This is a genomic window from Curvibacter sp. T50 (assembly GCF_057219955.1).
Genome location: NZ_JBXVVU010000003.1, coordinates 1 through 15,741, shown reverse-complemented (window position 1 = coordinate 15,741; position 15,741 = coordinate 1). Strand labels below are relative to the sequence as shown.

At 67.9% G+C, this 15,741-nt stretch carries 15 protein-coding genes and 1 tRNA gene; 7 read left to right on the top strand and 9 right to left on the bottom strand.

Features of this window, described 5'->3' with window-relative positions; all coding sequences use genetic code 11:
• Window positions 1–27: 27 nt before the first annotated feature.
• Genes AC2EBU_RS11655 through AC2EBU_RS11640 form a run of 4 tightly spaced genes read left to right on the top strand, consistent with a single transcriptional unit; the run spans window position 28 to window position 3,305 of the window.
• Complete coding sequence (locus tag AC2EBU_RS11655) at window positions 28–651, top strand: L-threonylcarbamoyladenylate synthase (RefSeq protein ID WP_484610604.1); 624 nt, start codon at window positions 28–30, stop codon at window positions 649–651.
• A gap of 35 nt (window positions 652–686) precedes the next feature.
• Window positions 687–1,355: a site-2 protease family protein gene (locus AC2EBU_RS11650; RefSeq protein WP_484610603.1), complete on the top strand. Its 669-nt coding sequence runs from the start codon at window positions 687–689 to the stop codon at window positions 1,353–1,355.
• 19 nt (window positions 1,356–1,374) lie between these two features.
• Complete coding sequence (locus tag AC2EBU_RS11645) at window positions 1,375–2,682, top strand: tryptophan--tRNA ligase (protein ID WP_484610602.1); 1,308 nt, start codon at window positions 1,375–1,377, stop codon at window positions 2,680–2,682.
• Window positions 2,679–3,305, top strand: coding sequence for a response regulator transcription factor (locus AC2EBU_RS11640; RefSeq protein ID WP_484610601.1), 627 nt, complete (start codon window positions 2,679–2,681; stop codon window positions 3,303–3,305). The genes AC2EBU_RS11645 and AC2EBU_RS11640 overlap by 4 nt, the downstream gene beginning before the upstream one ends.
• A gap of 110 nt (window positions 3,306–3,415) precedes the next feature.
• On the opposite strand, the gene AC2EBU_RS11635 is transcribed toward AC2EBU_RS11640, so the two are convergent.
• The 5 genes from AC2EBU_RS11635 to AC2EBU_RS11615 all read right to left on the bottom strand — a co-directional run bounded on the left by AC2EBU_RS11635 (window position 3,416) and on the right by AC2EBU_RS11615 (window position 7,250).
• A tRNA-Ser gene (locus AC2EBU_RS11635) sits at window positions 3,416–3,507 on the bottom strand.
• 42 nt (window positions 3,508–3,549) lie between these two features.
• Window positions 3,550–4,872 (bottom strand): serine--tRNA ligase, encoded by a 1,323-nt coding sequence (gene serS / locus AC2EBU_RS11630; RefSeq protein WP_484610600.1) that lies wholly within the window; start codon window positions 4,870–4,872, stop codon window positions 3,550–3,552.
• Between the two features lie 19 nt (window positions 4,873–4,891).
• A complete protein-coding gene (locus AC2EBU_RS11625; protein ID WP_484610599.1) occupies window positions 4,892–5,830 on the bottom strand; it encodes a threonine/serine dehydratase in 939 nt (312 codons plus the stop codon).
• On the bottom strand, window positions 5,827–6,807 hold the full coding sequence (gene ispH, locus AC2EBU_RS11620; protein WP_484610909.1) for a 4-hydroxy-3-methylbut-2-enyl diphosphate reductase: 981 nt from the start codon (window positions 6,805–6,807) through the stop codon (window positions 5,827–5,829). The genes AC2EBU_RS11625 and ispH overlap by 4 nt, the downstream gene beginning before the upstream one ends.
• Window positions 6,807–7,250 (bottom strand): FKBP-type peptidyl-prolyl cis-trans isomerase, encoded by a 444-nt coding sequence (locus AC2EBU_RS11615; protein WP_484610598.1) that lies wholly within the window; start codon window positions 7,248–7,250, stop codon window positions 6,807–6,809. The genes ispH and AC2EBU_RS11615 overlap by 1 nt, the downstream gene beginning before the upstream one ends.
• Window positions 7,251–7,307: 57 nt before the next feature.
• Here AC2EBU_RS11615 and radC point away from each other — a divergent pair, with 57 nt between their 5' ends.
• Together radC and AC2EBU_RS11605 are read left to right on the top strand one after the other, a co-directional pair.
• Entirely contained in the window at window positions 7,308–7,994 is a 687-nt protein-coding gene (gene radC, locus AC2EBU_RS11610) for a RadC family protein (protein WP_484610597.1), read from the top strand.
• Window positions 7,995–8,036: 42 nt separating this feature from the next.
• On the top strand, window positions 8,037–8,711 hold the full coding sequence (locus tag AC2EBU_RS11605; RefSeq protein WP_484610596.1) for a Smr/MutS family protein: 675 nt from the start codon (window positions 8,037–8,039) through the stop codon (window positions 8,709–8,711).
• Between the two features lie 22 nt (window positions 8,712–8,733).
• Here the strand turns inward: AC2EBU_RS11605 and AC2EBU_RS11600 are convergent, their stop codons facing one another.
• The 4 genes from AC2EBU_RS11600 to AC2EBU_RS11585 all read right to left on the bottom strand — a co-directional run bounded on the left by AC2EBU_RS11600 (window position 8,734) and on the right by AC2EBU_RS11585 (window position 15,260).
• Entirely contained in the window at window positions 8,734–9,138 is a 405-nt protein-coding gene (locus AC2EBU_RS11600) for a group II truncated hemoglobin (RefSeq protein WP_484610595.1), read from the bottom strand.
• 69 nt (window positions 9,139–9,207) lie between these two features.
• Complete coding sequence (locus AC2EBU_RS11595) at window positions 9,208–11,751, bottom strand: ABC transporter permease (protein ID WP_484610594.1); 2,544 nt, start codon at window positions 11,749–11,751, stop codon at window positions 9,208–9,210.
• A gap of 171 nt (window positions 11,752–11,922) precedes the next feature.
• Window positions 11,923–14,604 carry an FAD-dependent oxidoreductase gene (locus AC2EBU_RS11590; RefSeq protein WP_484610593.1) on the bottom strand — a complete coding sequence of 894 codons (2,682 nt, stop codon included), beginning with the start codon at window positions 14,602–14,604 and terminating at the stop codon, window positions 11,923–11,925.
• A complete protein-coding gene (locus AC2EBU_RS11585) occupies window positions 14,601–15,260 on the bottom strand; it encodes a TetR/AcrR family transcriptional regulator (RefSeq protein WP_484610592.1) in 660 nt (219 codons plus the stop codon). The genes AC2EBU_RS11590 and AC2EBU_RS11585 overlap by 4 nt, the downstream gene beginning before the upstream one ends.
• A 229-nt stretch (window positions 15,261–15,489) precedes the next feature.
• Here AC2EBU_RS11585 and AC2EBU_RS11580 point away from each other — a divergent pair.
• The coding region (locus AC2EBU_RS11580) for a hypothetical protein (protein WP_484610591.1) at window positions 15,490–15,741 on the top strand (252 nt) is incomplete at its 3' end.

Below are 15,741 nucleotides of genomic sequence, written 5' to 3'. Positions count from 1 at the left end.
CCCCGCCGGCGCGCCTACACTCGCGACATGGCTCAGCATTTCATCATTCACCCCGACAACCCGCAAGTGCGGCTGCTCAAGCAGGCCGTGCAGTTGCTGGAAAAAGGCGGTGTCATCGCGCTGCCGACCGACTCCAGCTATGCCCTGGCCTGCCACCTGGACGATCGCAACGCCGCAGACCAGCTGCGTCGCATCCGCGGCATTGACGAAAAGCACCATCTGACCTTGTTATGTCGGGACCTGCGCGACCTGTCGACCTATGCACGGGTGGACAACCGCCAGTTCCGGCAGGTCAAGCTCGGCACGCCGGGGCCTTTCACCTTCATCCTGGAGGCCACCAAAGAGGTCCCGCGGCGGCTGAGCCACCCGCAGCGCAAGACCATCGGCCTGCGTGTGCCCGACCACCGTACGTTGCAGGCCCTGCTCGAACTGCATGGCGCGCCACTGCTGGCCACAACACTCATTCCCCCGGACGCGCAGGAACCGCTGAACGATGCCACCGACATTCTGGAGCGCTTTGATCGCGGCCTGGCCGCCGTGGTCGATGCCGGTGCCTGTCCGCTGGCGCCAACCACCGTCGTCGACCTCAGCGGCGACGAGCCCGTGCTGATGCGCCATGGTCGGGGCGACCCGGCCGTGCTGGGACTGTGACCGGGCCCGCGGCGCCGCTCTGAGACAATCGCCCGGTGGACCTCGCCTCACTTATTCAGACCGTTTCGATTTTTGCACTGCCCGTGTTGTTCGCCATCACGGTGCACGAAGCAGCCCATGGCTATGCGGCCCGCCATTTCGGTGACAACACCGCCTGGGCGATGGGGCGTGTCACCCTCAATCCGCTGCCCCATATCGACCCGCTGGGCACCATCGCGATGCCCCTGCTGTTGTATGTGGCCACCGGCGGCGCCTTCCTGTTCGGTTACGCCAAACCGGTGCCGGTGCGATTCGGCAATCTGCGCCATCCGAAACGCGACATGATCTGGGTGGCACTGGCCGGCCCGGGTTCCAATCTCGCGCAAGCCCTGTTGTGGGCCATTGCGCTGCACGGACTGCGCGCGGCGGGTGTGGACGAGCCGTTTTTCGTCAAGATGGCGCAGGCCGGCATCCTGGTCAACGTCGTCATGTTCGTCTTCAACCTGTTTCCGCTGCCACCCCTGGACGGCGGGCGCATCCTGGTGGGCCTGTTGCCCTGGCGCCAGGCCGAGCTGCTCTCCCGTGTCGAACCCTGGGGCTTTTTCATTGTCATGGCGCTGGTACTCGCCGGTGTGGTCAGCACCCTGTGGATGCAACCCCTGATGGCACTCACCTACGGCCTGCTGGAACTGGTCCTTACCCCGCTGACCCTGATTCTTCGCTGACTTTCCCCTGAATTTTTCCATGTCGTCCCTGCGCGTTCTCACTGGCATCACCACCACCGGCACCCCCCACCTGGGCAACTACGTCGGCGCCATTCGCCCTGCCGTGGCCGCCAGCCTGAATGCCGGCACCGAAAGCTTCTATTTCCTCGCCGACTACCATGCGCTGATCAAGTGCGAGGATCCGACACGCATCCAGCGATCGACCCTGGAGATCGCCGCCAGCTGGCTCGCTGCCGGACTGAACCCGGACAAGGTCTTTTTCTACCGCCAGTCCGACATCCCCGAAATCCCCGAACTGACCTGGCTGCTGACCTGCGTGACCGGCAAGGGCCTGCTCAACCGTGCCCATGCCTACAAGGCGGCCGTCGACAAGAACACCGCCGCCGGCACCGACCCCGACAGCGAGGTCACCGCCGGTCTGTTCATGTACCCGGTGCTGATGGCGGCCGACATCCTGATGTTCAAGTCGCACAAGATTCCGGTCGGGCGTGACCAGATCCAGCACATCGAAATGGCGCGCGACATGGCGTCGAGCTTCAACCATCTTTACGGCGAGCATTTCGTGCTGCCCGAGGCGGCCATCGAGGAATCCGTGGCCACACTGCCCGGTCTGGACGGGCGCAAGATGAGCAAGAGCTACGACAACACCATTGCCCTGTTCGCGCCGGCTGCGCAGTTGCGCAAACAGATCATGGGCATCGTCACCGACTCCCGCGCACCCGGCGAGGCCAAAGAGACCGAAGGCAGCGCGCTGTTCCAGATCTACCAGGCCTTCGCCAGCGCGCAAGAGACCGAGGCCTTTCGCCAGGCGTTCCGCGACGGCATTGCCTGGGGCGATGCCAAACAGGCGCTTTTCGAGCGAATCGACCGTGAGATGGCGCCGATGCGTGAGCGCTATGACTCCCTGATCGCCAACCCCGCGCAGATCGAAGCGATTTTGCTGGCCGGCGCCGCCCGCGCGCGCCAGCTCTCGGCACCCTTCATGACCGAACTGCGCCAGGCCGTGGGTTTGCGCTCCGTGGCCAAACCCGCCACCGCCGCCCGACCCGCGCGCGAAAAGGCATCGGGCCTGCCGACCTTCAAACAGTATCGCGAGCGCGACGGGCTGTTCTACTTCAAACTCACCGACGCCCAGGGGCAGGTGCTGCTGCAAAGCCGTGGCTTCGAACAGCCCAGGGCCGCAGGCCCGGTCATTGCCGCACTGACCCAAGGTGGCGCCGCAGCCCTTGCGCAACAGGCCGCCTACCTGCAAGATGACACCCCCGCACTACGCCAGGCCGCAGCGAGTGCCCTTGACCAACTCGCCGAGGCCGCACGCGCATCATGACCAACATCGACAGCACCCGCTTTTTTGTCATTGACGATCACCCGCTGATGCGGGAGGCCCTGGTGATGATGTTGCGGCGCCTGAAAGCCGGCGCGCAGATTGTGGAGCTGTCGCATATCGGTGCGTTGCGCGAAGCGGTCGAGCGCCATGGCACACCCGCGCTGATCTGTCTGGACCTCAAGCTGCCCGACGCCGTCGGCACCTCGGGCGTGCTGGAGGTACACGCCCGCTATCCCGATGTCCCGCTGGCGGTGGTCTCGGCCTCGCCCGCCGAGGATTTCGAGACCGCCTGTCTGGATGCGGGCGCGGACGTGTTCATTTCCAAATCCAGCCCGGCCAGCGACATCCTGGCGGCGCTGCGCTCACTGCTCGCTGCCGACGGCGAGCCCGATTTCGAAGACACCACCGGAACCGGCGGCGGGCAGGGCATCAAAATGTCCAAGCGGCAGAAACAGCTGATCATCATGCTGGACCAGGGCCTTAGCAACCGCGACATCGCCAGCCAGCTCGACATCAGCGAACACACGGTCAAGGTCCACCTGTGGCGGCTGTTCCGCCGGCTGGGTGTCAACAGCCGCACCCAGGCCCTGCATTTCGCCCGGGAAAACGGTCTGCTGGGCTGACGCGGCCCATCTCCTGCGATCCGGGCCGCCAGCGCCCACAAAAAAAGCCCCGCAATGCGGGGCTTTTTGCGCTTTCAGGCCCTGCTGAGCAGGCAAGAAGGCCTTTGTTTTGGCGGAGAAGGAGGGATTCGAACCCTCGGTACAGTAGAAACTGTACGCCGGATTTCGAATCCGGTGCATTCGACCACTCTGCCACCTCTCCGCAGCGTGATAAGCCCGTGATTCTAGCAGGCCCGCCAGTGCATCAGGGCGCCAGGCGCTCCAGACCGCCCATGTAGGGGCGCAGCACCTCGGGTACGGTCACCGAACCGTCGGCGTTCTGGTAGTTCTCCAGCACCGCCACCAGCGTGCGCCCGACGGCCAGGCCGGAGCCGTTGAGGGTGTGCACCAGCTCGTTCTTGCCCTGGGCGTTCTTGAAACGGGCCTGCAGACGGCGGGCCTGGAAAGCCTCGCAGTTCGACACCGAACTGATTTCACGGTAGGTGCCCTGGGCCGGGACCCATACTTCCAGGTCGTGGGTGCGGGTCGCGCCAAAACCCATGTCGCCGGTGCACAGCAGCATCACACGGTAGGGCAGCCCCAGTTTTTGCAGGACGGCTTCGGCATGGCCGGTCATTTCGTCCAGCGCCTGGTAGCTCTTTTCCGGATGAACGATCTGCACCATCTCGACCTTGTCGAACTGGTGCTGACGGATCATGCCGCGGGTGTCGCGGCCTGCACTGCCGGCCTCGGAGCGGAAACAGGGCGTGTGCGCCGTCAGGCGAATCGGCAGATCGGACTCGGCGACGATCTCGTCGCGCACCACATTGGTCAGTGTCACTTCCGATGTGGGTATCAGGTACAGCGTGGGGTTGTCTTCGCCGCCGTCCTGGCCGCCCTTGTTGGCGGCAAACAGGTCGGCCTCGAACTTGGGCAGTTGCCCGGTTCCCAGCAGCGTCTGCGCGTTGACGATGTACGGGGTGTAACACTCGGTGTAGCCATGCTGCTGGGTCTGCGTGTCCAGCATGAACTGCGCCAGCGCCCGGTGCAGCCGGGCGATCGGCCCGCGCATGAAGGTGAAGCGCGCGCCGGCAAGCTTGACGCCGGTGTCAAAGTCCAGGCCCAGTTTCTGGCCGATGTCGACATGGTCCTGGATCGCGAAATCGAAGTTGCGCGGCCCGTGACCGTCGGGGCTCCAGCGGCGCAACTCGACATTGCCATGCTCGTCGCTGCCCACCGGCACCGACTCGTGGGGCAGGTTGGGCACCGCCAGCAGCAGGCTTTGCAGTTCGGCCTGGATCACCTCCAGCCGCGCCGCGGATGCCTCCAGTTCGGCCTTCATGTCGGCCACCTGGGTCATGGCCGCGTCGGCTTCGGCGTGCTGACCCTTGCCTTTGAGCATGCCGATCTGCTTGCTCAGGGTGTTGCGCTGGCTTTGCAGCTGCTCGGTACGGGTCTGGATGGTCTTGCGTTCGGACTCCAGGGCACGGAAGGTCGCAACGTCCAGATACGGCTGGGGATTTTTGCGGGTTTCGAGCCGCGCCACGACGGCGTCGAGGTCTTTTCTCAGGGTAACGATGTCTAGCATGGTCTCGGGATTGTAGTTTTCAGGCCAGCGTGGCCGGGTCCAGATTGGCGCCACACAGGATCAGGGCGACGCGTTCGCCCGCAACCGGTCGCACCACACCGGTCAAAAGGGCTGCCACACCCAGTGCGGCAGCGGGTTCCACCATGACACGCAGCGTCTGCCACAGCCAGCGCTGGGCCGTGCGGATGGCGCCATCGTCCAGCAGCAGGGCGTCGGTGACCAGGCGCTGACTGACCTCCCAGGCAATCGAACCGATGCGCCGGGCGCCCAGCGAATCGGCGGCGATGCCGGAGACCGCCACATCCACCGGCGCGCCGGCGGCCCGGGCGGCAAACAGGGTCGGCGCCCCTTCGGGCTCCAGCGCAAGCACCCGCGCGCGGCCGTCGAACCAGGCGGCCACACCGGCGATGAGCCCGCCGCCGCCGACACTGACCAGCACGGTATCGGGCAGGCCGCCCTGATGCTCCAGCTCGCGCGCGAGCGTGCCGGCGCCAGCCACCACTTCGGGCAGGTCGTAGGCATGGGTGGTCAACGCGCCCGTTTCGCGCTGGCGCGCCTGGCAGGCCGCCAGCGCCTCGGCGTAGCTGGCGCCGGTCACCACCACGCGCGCGCCGCGCTCGGCCAGCAGCGCGCGTTTGGCGGGTGACGACACCTCGGGCACAAACACCTCGCAAGGCACCCCCAGCGCCTGCGCCGCGGCCGCGGTCGCAATGCCGGCGTTGCCGCCCGAGGCGACGATCACGCCGGCCGGTGGCACCGGATGCGCCAGCAGCCGGTGGAGGGCACCGCGGGCCTTGAAGCTGCCTCCCACCTGCAGCTGTTCCAGCTTCAGCCAGATTTCCGCGCCGGGGCAACCGAACTGGCTGCCCGGCAGCTTCCACAGCGGCGTTTCGCGCAAAAAACCCGCATACCCAGCGGAAATGCGTGCCTGGGCGCTCTCGATATCAGAGCGATTCACCGCAGATGCTCCAGCGGTTCGCCCTCGTCCAGCCGCAGGCCCTTGGGCAGCGGGAACTTCATCGTCTCTTCGATGCCGGGAAGGTGGCGCACCGCCACAGCGCCCAGACTGCGGATGCGCTCGATCACCTGCCGCACCAGCACGTCGGGCGCCGAGGCACCGGCGGTCAGGCCGATGCGGGTCTTGCCCTCAAACCAGGCGGGCTGCAGCTCGTCCGCGTTGTCGACCATGTAGCTTTCGGTGCCCAGGCGCGCCGCCAGCTCACGCAGGCGGTTGCTGTTGGAACTGGTGGGGCTGCCCACCACAATGACCAGTTCAACCTGCGGGCTGAGCAGTTTGACCGCGTCCTGCCGGTTCTGTGTGGCGTAGCAGATATCCTGCTGCTTGGGCTCGCGTACCGCCGGAAACCGGGCCTTGACCGCCGCCAGAATGCCGGCGGCATCGTCGACACTGAGGGTGGTCTGGGTCACCACCGCCAGCAGCCGCTCCTGCGCCGGGCGCACCCGGGCCACGTCGGCCTCGTCCTCGACCAGGTGGATGCCGCTGTCCAGCTGCCCCATGGTGCCTTCCACCTCGGGGTGGCCCTTGTGGCCGATCATGATGAATTCGTAGCCTTCGCGGTGCAGTTTGGCCACCTCGACATGCACCTTGGTCACCAGGGGGCAGGTCGCATCGAACACCCGAAACCCCCGCGCCTGCGCCTCGCGCTCGACCGCCTTGGGCACCCCGTGCGCGGAAAACACCAGCGTGGCGCCCGGGGGCACCTCGGCCAGGTCTTCGATGAAGATCGCCCCTTTGGCCTTGAGGTCGTCCACCACATAGGTGTTGTGCACGATTTCGTGGCGCACGTAGATGGGCCGGCCGAATTTGGCCAGCGCCCGTTCGACGATTTCGATCGCCCGGTCCACCCCGGCGCAAAAGCCGCGCGGCTCCGCAAGAAGGATGACGCCCGGTGCCCCGGGGTCGCTGCCGGTTATCACAACACCCCCACCAGGTGGACTTCGAAGGTCACCGGCTGACCTGCGAGCGGATGGTTGAAATCCAGCCGCAGCGCGCCGTCGTCACGCACCGCCAGCACCGTGCCGGCGAAACGGCCCCGGCCGTCGGGGGTGGGGAACTGCACCACGTCGCCGACCGTGTACTGCTCGTCGGGGTCCCCCATCGTGTCCAGCTCGCGGCGGGCCAGCCACTGCACCATGTCGGGATTGCGCGGGCCGAAGGCCTCGCCGGCGGGCAGATCGAACTGCACCCGGCAGCCCTCTTCCAGGCCCAGCAGCCGCTGCTCCACGGCGGGCGACAGCTCGCCCGCGCCGATGGACAGCGTGGCCGGAGGCCCGTCAAAAGTGTTGATGACGTCGCCGGCCGGACCGGCCAGCCGGTAGTGCAGCGTGAGGAAAGAGCCCTGTTGAACAGTCGTCATGGAAGTCCCGATAAACTGAGCCCGCCATTGTAGAAACCCGCACCCGCTCGTCCCCCCATGCCGCTCAAAGACCTTCCCGCCGAAGCCCAGCCGCGCGAAAAGCTGCTCGCGCGCGGAGCCGGCGCGCTCTCGGACGCCGAACTGCTGGCCCTGCTGCTGCGCACCGGCATGGCCGGCAAAGGGGTGCTGCAGCTGGCCGCCGAGCTGCTGGCGCAGCCACCGGCGGGTTTCGGCGGCATCAGTGGCCTGCTGCATGCCGGCGCCGATGACCTCAAACGCATCAAGGGCCTGGGGCCCGCCAAACGCGCGGAGCTGGTCGCGGTGCTGGAGCTGGCGCGCCGCGCGCTGGCCGAGCAACTGCGCGAGCGCGAGGTATTCGGCACCCCGGACGCCGTCAAGCATTATCTGGGGCTGCACCTGGCCGCCAAAGGGCATGAGGTTTTTGCCGTGCTGTTTCTGGATGCGCAGAACCGGCTGCTGGCCATGGAAGAACTGTTTCGCGGCACCCTCACGCAGACCAGCGTCTATCCGCGCGAGGTGGTCCTGCGCGCGCTGCACCACCATGCCGCCGCGGTGGTGCTGGCCCACAACCACCCCAGCGGCACCGTCCAGCCCAGCCGGGCCGATGAAGCACTGACCCAGACGCTCAAGGCCGCGCTGGCCCTGGTGGACGTGCGGGTGCTGGACCATGTCATCGTCGCGCCCGGGCAGGCCCTGTCGATGGCCGAACGCGGCCTGATCTGACCCCGACCGCCGCCGAACCGGCCGCCCCCACCCCCGCTTGCCATGGCCGACACCAGCGCCCCCCGCAATGCGCCGATCCGCTCGCTGCAGGACATGGCGGCGGTGCGCCAGCAGCTGGCCGAGCAGCGCGCCCGGGACGAAGCGCAGCGCCAGCGCGCCGCCGAGGCCGCCCGCCGCGCCCAGGCCGAGGCGAACCTGTTCACCCGCTGGGTGGGCCCGGTGCAACCGCTGGTTCAGCCGGCGCGCGCCCGCCTGGGCCGCGCCCCCGCGCTGCCGGAGGCACGCCAGCGCGCGCGCGACGAGGCGGCCGTGCTGCGCGAGGCGCTGAGCGATGACTTCGATGTCGCCAGCCTGCTGGAAACCGACGATGCGCTGAGTTTCCGCCGGCCCGGCATCGGCACCGACGTCACCCGCCGCTTGCGGCGCGGCGACTGGTCCATACAGCGCGAACTGGATCTGCACGGCCTGCGCCGCGACGAGGCCCGCCACGCGCTGGCCGACTTCATCCGCAGCGCCCACCGCGAGGGCCTGCGCTGCGTGCGTGTGGTGCACGGCAAAGGCCTGGGCTCGCCCGGGCGCACGCCGGTGCTCAAGGGCAAGGTCCACAGCTGGCTGGTGCAGAAAAACCCGGTCATCGCGTTTGTGCAGGCCCGCGCCGACGAGGGCGGCGCCGGCGCCGTGGTGGTGTTGCTGCAGGCCCGGCGCGGCGGAGCCTGAGCCGGCGCCCGGACCGCCTGCCTCAACCGTTGCGGTTGCGCATCCAGTCGGCGGTCTGGAAGAAGCTTTCGTTCAGGCGGGCATGCAAGGCCGGTTCGACACCGGTCTCGGCCATGGCCTGATCCATGCAGGCCAGCCACTGGTCGCGCTCGCGGATGCCGATGGCAAAGGGCATGTGCCGCGCCCGCAGACGCGGATGGCCGAACCGGTCGGTGTAGTGCGACGGCCCGCCCAGCCAGCCACACAGAAACCAGAACAGCTTGTCGCGCGCGTCATCCAGGGTGGTGCCGTGGGCGGCGCGCAGCTCGCGGTAGGCGCTCTCGAGGTCCATGAGGTCGTAGAAGCGGTCCACCAGGGTTCGCACGGCCGATTCGCCGCCCAGGCGCTCAAACGGGCTCTGGCCCGGCTCGGTAGGGGTGTTCGACATGGTTTTCAGGTAAAAATGGCCGATACCCAGCGTAAAAAGGTCGCTTTCAGCTATCGTTTTGGTAGTGCCCTATTCGGCGGCACGCCGCAGTGTATCCACCACCGGGCGGCGCAAGACCTCGCGCAGGCCCCACCAGCCGGCCAGCAGCGCCAGGCCGGCGCCGACCAGCGCGCCGATCACCGGCACCCAGGGGGACGCGGTCCAGTGGAATTCGAAAGCAAAACGCGCCATGGCCCAGCCCACCACCATGGCCACCGCGCTGGCCAGCACACCGGCCAGCAGGCCCACACCGGCCAGCTCCGCCCGCTGCACCTGGCGCAGCAGCCGCGCCTGGGCGCCCACGGCACGCATCACGGCGAACTCGCGGGCCCGCTCCTCGCGCGTGGCCGACACCGCCGCAAACAGCACGATCAGGCCGGCCGCCAGCGTGAAGCCGAACAGAAACTCCACGGCCCGCACCACCTGGTCCAGCACCCGCTGCACCTGATTGATGGTCAGGCTCATGTCCACATTGGTGATGTTCGGAAAGCTGCGCACCAGCCCGTTGTCGAATCCCGGGGTGGAGGGTGCGCGGTAGGCCGCCATGTAGGTCGAGGGCACACCGTCGAGGCGGCTGACCGGATAGATGACAAAGAAGTTCGCCCGCATCGACGCCCAGTCGACCTTGCGCAGGCTGGTGATGCGGGCTTCGCGGGGCACCCCGGCAATGTCGAAGGTCAGGCGGTCGCCCAGGCGCAGGCCCAGCGTCTCGGCAATGCCGTCTTCGACGCTGATCGCGTCGGCTTCTTCCTCGGTCCAGCGGCCGGCCACCACCGTGTTGTGGCGCGGTGCCGGGGCGCTGTGCGAAAGGTTGAATTCCCGGTCCACCAGGCGCTGGGCGCGGTCGTTGGTGAACTGCTCGGGCGTCACGGCGCGGCCGTTGATGGCCACCAGCCGGCCCCGGATCATGGGGTACCAGTCGTAATCGCGCACGCCGGCCTGCTGCAACGTGCGCTCGAACGCCGGGCCCTGCTCGGGCATGATGTTGATGACAAAACGGTTGGGCGCATTGGCCGGCGAAGCCTGGCGCCAGCTGGCGATCAGGTCGGTGCGCAGCAACACCAGCAGCACCAGCGCCAGCAGGCCCACGGCCAGGCTGCTGACCTGTACCACCGCATAGGCAGGCCGGGCGGCCATCTGCCGTGTGGCCAGCAGCAGCCAGCGCGGCGCGCGGGTTTCGTTGACCAGGCGCCTCAGCACCGCCACCGCCAGCCAGCTCAGGGCGGCAAACAGCAGCGTGGCCAGGCCAAAGCCCCCCACCGCCAGCAGGCCCAGCACGCGGTCGCTGCTGACGGCCAGCAGCAGCGCGGCAAAACCGCCCACCCCAAGCCCGAGCACGGCCAGCGACACCGGTTTGAGCTGTCCGACATCCCGCCGCATGACACGCAGGGGCGGCACCTGCGCCAGTTGCAGCACCGGCGGCAGACCAAAGGCCACCAGCAGCGTCAGGCCCATGGCGAGCCCGAAGACCACCGGGGTGAGGCCCGGCGGCGGCAGCGCCGACGTAATCAGCGAGGCGAGCAGCTCGACGAACGCAAAATGCACCGCATACCCCAAGGCCACCCCGACCAGGCTGGCCACCAGACCGGCCAGCACGAACTCCACCGTGTAACTGGCGGCAATGGTCCGCTGGCTCTGGCCCAGCACCCGCAGCATGGCGCAATCGTCCAGATGGCGGGCGGCAAAACCCCGCGCCGCCAGCGCCACCGCCACCGCCGACAGCAGCGCGGCCAGCAGGGACACCAGGCTGAGGAACTTGCCCGCGCGATCCAGCGTCTGGCGCATCTCGGGGCGGCCCGATTCCAGGGTCTCGACCCGCACCCCGCGCACACCCGCCTGCGGCAGCGCCTGGTCGGCCCATTCGCGGAACGCCTTGACCCGTGCCTCGGCACCCGCCCCGTCGGCCACCGCCGCCAGACGCCAGGTCAGGCGGCTGGCCGGCTGGACCAGGCCGGTGGCCCGCAGGCTGTCTTCGTGCAGCATCACCCGCGGAGCGAAGTTCATGAAGCCGGCGCCGCGGTCGGGCTCCAGCACAATCACCCGGGCCAGCCGCAGCGTGGCATCGCCCAGCAGCAGCGGATCGCCCACGGCCAGGCCCAGCTGGTCCAGCAGCGCGGCATCCACCCAGGCTTCGCCCGGCGCCGGTATGTCCCGGGTCGGCGCGGCCGGGGCACCCGGCTGTGATGCCACGGTCAACTGGCCGCGCAGCGGGTAGCCGGGCGCCACCGACTTCAATGCCACCAGCCGGCTTGCGCCGCCTTGCGCGTCACTGGCGCGGGCCATGGTCGGGAAGCTCAGGCTGGCGTTGGTCCGCAGACCCATCGCCGCCGCTTTCTCCGCGACAAACGGCGGTGGCGCCTGGTCGGCCGCGACCACCACATCCCCCCCAAGCAACTGCCGCGCATCACGCTGCAGGCCGCTATACAAGCGGTCGGCAAAAAACCCCACCGCCGTCAGTGCCGCGACGGCCAGCGCCACCGCCACCATCAACAGCCGCAACTCCCCCGAGCGCAGGTCGCGCCCCAACGCGCGCCAAGCCTGCAGCACCACCCGTGTCCATCCGTTTTGCGTCATGGCGCAACCATAGCCGATTGCCCGCAACCGCGTTCAGGGACGGGATATGAGTCCCATTTTCATAGCATCAACCGACCTTTTTACGCGGGGTATCGGCCAAAAACGTCCCAAAACCCGCGCAAACAAGCGTTTCCGGGCGCCCGGGTCAGCCGCGCCGGCCGCGGGATGTCTTCAGGCCTCGACGGCCACGTCGCCGTCGATATAACCCACGCAGCTCAGCACGTAGCCTTCGTCGATCTCATGCGGTGCCAGCCCGGCGGTGCTGGCGCATGGCACCTTGCCGCGCGTCACCTTGAGCTTGCAGTCGCCGCAGTCGCCCGTACGGCAACTGCTGGCCACCTTGACGCCAAGCTGGCCCGCCAGGTCGAGCAGGCTGGTCTGACCACCACAATCCATCCGCTTTTTGCTCTTCAGGAAGTGGATCGTGCCGCCGCCCGCCTGCACCGCCGCTCCGAAGCTTTCCGCGTGGTAGCGGCGCATGTTGAAGCCGCTCGCTTGCAGGCCTTCACGCGCGGCGTCCATAAAGCCCTGCGGGCCGCACACGAACACGTTGCGCGACAGGAAGTCCGGTACCGACGCCTGCAACTGCCGCAGGCTGAAGCGGCCACTCAGGAAGCCTTTCTTGCGCTGGCGCGTCAGCGCCAGGTGCTGCACGAAGCGCGGGTTGTCTCGGGCGAACTGCGCCAACTCGTCGCCGAAGATCAGGTCGCCTGCGGTGCGCGCGGTATGGAAGAAGGCGATGTCAGTGTCCAGCCCGTGGTCGCGTACCCAGCGCACCATCGCCAGCATCGGCGTCACACCGCTGCCGGCTGACAGCAGCAGCAGCTTGGCCGGCGGCTTGGGCGCGCAGGTAAAGCGGCCGTGCGGGCCGTTCATCTCAAGCCGCGTTCCGACCCGGACTTCGTCACACAGCCAGTGGGAGGCCACGCCGCCTTCCACCCGCTTCACGGTCAGCTCGAACGCCTCGCCGGCCGTGGGGCTGGAGCTCATGGTGTACGAGCGGTACGCGGTGCCGCCCTGAAGCGGCAGCGCCAGCGTCAGGAACTGGCCCGGCAGGTAGCGCAGCGGCGCGCCGCCGCCGTCCACCACGAACCGCAGCGCGCGGCTGTCGGCGGTGGTGTCGATGATTTCCACGCAGCGCGCCGTGAAGCCGCGCGGCTCAGCGGGTGGCATGGCCAACCTGGCGTTGGACGCCGCATCGCGGCTGGTGCTCTTTGCCAGCGGCAACACGGCGACGGTGCGCGAGATCCAGCCTTGCCCGGGCGCCAGCACCTCGGGCATGACCTTCACCGCGGCCGGGCCGAGGATCCGGCAGGCCGTCATCGCCCCGCTCATGAGGGCCGAGCCCACCCCGCAGAACAGGATGTCCTGGCCAGTGAGGAAGAGGTTCCTGATCTCGGTGTGCGGCTTCACCCAGCCTTGCTTGAAGCGTTCGGGCGTGTGCGCCAGGCCATACACCTCGCCGGATGCGTAGCCGCTGAAGTGCGCGGTGCTGAGGGGGGTCGAGAGCTCGACGTGATCCACCTTGCCGCGAACCTGCGGCGCCTGGCGGTACACGTCCTGCAGCAACTGCTCGGACAGGCGCGCCTTGAAGTCCTCGTAGTCCGCGCCCCGGCGCTGCCATGGGGTGTTCTGCCAGCGCTCGAACCAGGCCCAGGGCGCCAGCGAGATCACGTCGATGGTGGAGCGGCCCGGGTAGTTGGTGGCCCAGGCCGGGTCCTTGCTGGAGGGGAAGCTGATGTAGTTGAGCGTGGACACGGTGCCGGGCTTGCTGCGCAGAAAGCGGGCATACGAAGCATCGTGGTCGTAGTCGCGGTAGCACCAGCGGTTGGCCTGCTGCAGTTGCAGCTCGTCGGTGCTGCCCTTGAGGCCGATGTAGAGCCCCAGGTGCGCGACCGAGGGCGGCAGCGCTTGCAAGGACTGCCGGTACGCCTCGCGCCGACCGGCACTCTCGGGCAGCAGCTTGCCGAAGGTGTTGTGGATGCCTGCGCTGCTCACCACGCGGGCGGCGCCGATCTCGTCGCCGTTTGCCATGCGCACACCCACCGCCTCGCCACCGCGCAGCAGGATCTCTTCCACCGAAGCCTGTACCAGCACCGCGCCACCCGCGGCCTCGATGACGGGCAGGATGCCCGCCGCGATCTGCGAGGCGCCGCCCACCGGGAAGGCCGCACCGCCGAGGTAGTGCTGCGCCACCACGGCATGCATGCCAAAGGCCGATTGGGCAGGCGGCAGGCCGTAATCGCCCCACTGGCCGGTCAGCACGGCGGCCAGCTTGGGCTCGGTGATGAAGCCGGCCAGCACATCCTTGGTGGAGCGCGTGAAATAGCCGCCCGAGCGATCGTTCTTCAACAGCAAGCGGGCGGCATGGGTTGGCAGGTAGCGGCTGCCGATGAGCCCGCCCAGGCTGCGCGTGGCGGCGCGGATGTGGTGCAGATAGGCGTCGAGCTGGTCTTCGGCGTGCGGGAAATGTTGCAGCAGCCCTTCCTTGAACGCGCGGGCGCCGGCCACGTAGTCATAACAATCGTCGTTGAAGATGATCTTGTCGTACACCGGGTCCATCGCCGCCCACTGCAGGCGGCTCTCGGTCACGGTGTCGAAGAGCCGCCGCATCAAGGAGCCGGGCTTGTGCACTTCGCCGATGTAGTGCACGCCCACGTCCCATTCATAGCCGCGGCGGCGGAAGGAATGGGTGAAGCCCCCGGCGGTGCTGTGCTGCTCCAGCACCAGCACCTTGTGCCCGGCCTTGGCCAGCAAGGCGGCGCAAGAGAGACCGCCCAGGCCAGAGCCGATGACGATGGCGTCGTAGCGCGTGTCGACGCGGTGCGAGGCGTAAGGGGTGCCGACGTTCATGGCTTCTTTCTGGATGGGGAAACGGAAGGGATGCCGGCGCGAAGCAGTTGCATGGCCTGTTCGAGCCTTTGCTCGCCCGAGCCGGTGCTGCCCAGGTAACCGAACAACTCCAGGCTGATGAGCCCGTGCAAGGTGCCCCACAGCACCTGCGTGGTGTGCGCCACGCTGTCTGCGAGCGGATGCCCGGCATCGAACACGGCCTGCACCGCGTCGCGCAGGATCTCGAAACAGCGCTGGCTCACGGCCAGGCTCTCTGCGCTGGGTTCGAAACCCGGTACGCAGCGTGTGAACATCACCTGGTAGCGCGCCGCGTTGGCCAGCGCACTCTGGCGGTAGGCCCGGCCCAAGGCCAGCACCCGCTCCATGGGCTCGGCCGCCAGTGGCACCGCCTCCAGATCGGCGCGCAGGCGTTCGAAGCCGTCGCGGAACAGCGCGTCCACAATCGCCGGCTTGTCGCGGAAATGGGTGTAGAGCACGATGGTGGAGGCCTGGATGCGCTCGGCCAGCCGACGCATGGACAGGGCGTGCGGGCCTTCTTCGAGCAGCATCTGGCCGGCGGCGTCCAGGATGGACTGGCGCACCCGCTCGCGGTCGGCTTCCTTGCGCTCGGCGCGATCTTGAATGGGAAACTCGGGCGGGGGAAGCAGAGTTGTCATAACGGCGTTATGTAGTGAATCATAACAGTGTTATAAGCCTCTGACAACCCGTGTCGTTGGGCGCCCGGAGTGCGGATCGACCGCGGCTTTCGGACCCAACAAGCGTTTCTGACCGCCCCGGTCGCTTTCGCAGCGCCACCGTCTTCGCACCGCCACCCCCGCCGTGCCCGTCTCACCGGTGCAGACGGCCCCATCGACGCATTTCGCCACACCGGCCACGGTCCATGTCTTGCAATTTGCACTGCTGGGCCCGTGGGTGATTACGCAGGGTTTCGGTAAGTATTTGATTTCATTGTCTTTTCTCTATCCGTATCGGGTTGGCACGGCCTTCGCAGAAAGAAAGCCGTCTGCCACACGGTGTGGCGTCAAACCCCAAACCCTTACCTGTTACGAATCGGAGAACCCCATGAAAGCTATCAAGACCCTCATCGCCCTGTCCGCCGTTGCCGCCGCTTTCGGCGCCCACGCAGCCACCGCCAGC

Bases quoted from the DNA above. Each gene is read 5' to 3' on its own strand.
- AC2EBU_RS11655 (WP_484610604.1), top strand. From the start codon at position 28: ATGGCTCAGCATTTCATCATTCACCCCGACAACCCGCAAGTGCGGCTG.
- AC2EBU_RS11645 (WP_484610602.1), top strand. From the start codon at position 1,375: ATGTCGTCCCTGCGCGTTCTCACTGGCATCACCACCACCGGCACCCCC.
- AC2EBU_RS11640 (WP_484610601.1), top strand. From the start codon at position 2,679: ATGACCAACATCGACAGCACCCGCTTTTTTGTCATTGACGATCACCCG.
- serS (WP_484610600.1), bottom strand. From the start codon at position 4,872: ATGCTAGACATCGTTACCCTGAGAAAAGACCTCGACGCCGTCGTGGCG.
- AC2EBU_RS11615 (WP_484610598.1), bottom strand. From the start codon at position 7,250: ATGACGACTGTTCAACAGGGCTCTTTCCTCACGCTGCACTACCGGCTG.
- radC (WP_484610597.1), top strand. From the start codon at position 7,308: ATGCCGCTCAAAGACCTTCCCGCCGAAGCCCAGCCGCGCGAAAAGCTG.
- AC2EBU_RS11605 (WP_484610596.1), top strand. From the start codon at position 8,037: ATGGCCGACACCAGCGCCCCCCGCAATGCGCCGATCCGCTCGCTGCAG.
- AC2EBU_RS11600 (WP_484610595.1), bottom strand. From the start codon at position 9,138: ATGTCGAACACCCCTACCGAGCCGGGCCAGAGCCCGTTTGAGCGCCTG.
- AC2EBU_RS11595 (WP_484610594.1), bottom strand. From the start codon at position 11,751: ATGACGCAAAACGGATGGACACGGGTGGTGCTGCAGGCTTGGCGCGCG.
- AC2EBU_RS11590 (WP_484610593.1), bottom strand. From the start codon at position 14,604: ATGAACGTCGGCACCCCTTACGCCTCGCACCGCGTCGACACGCGCTAC.
- AC2EBU_RS11585 (WP_484610592.1), bottom strand. From the start codon at position 15,260: ATGACAACTCTGCTTCCCCCGCCCGAGTTTCCCATTCAAGATCGCGCC.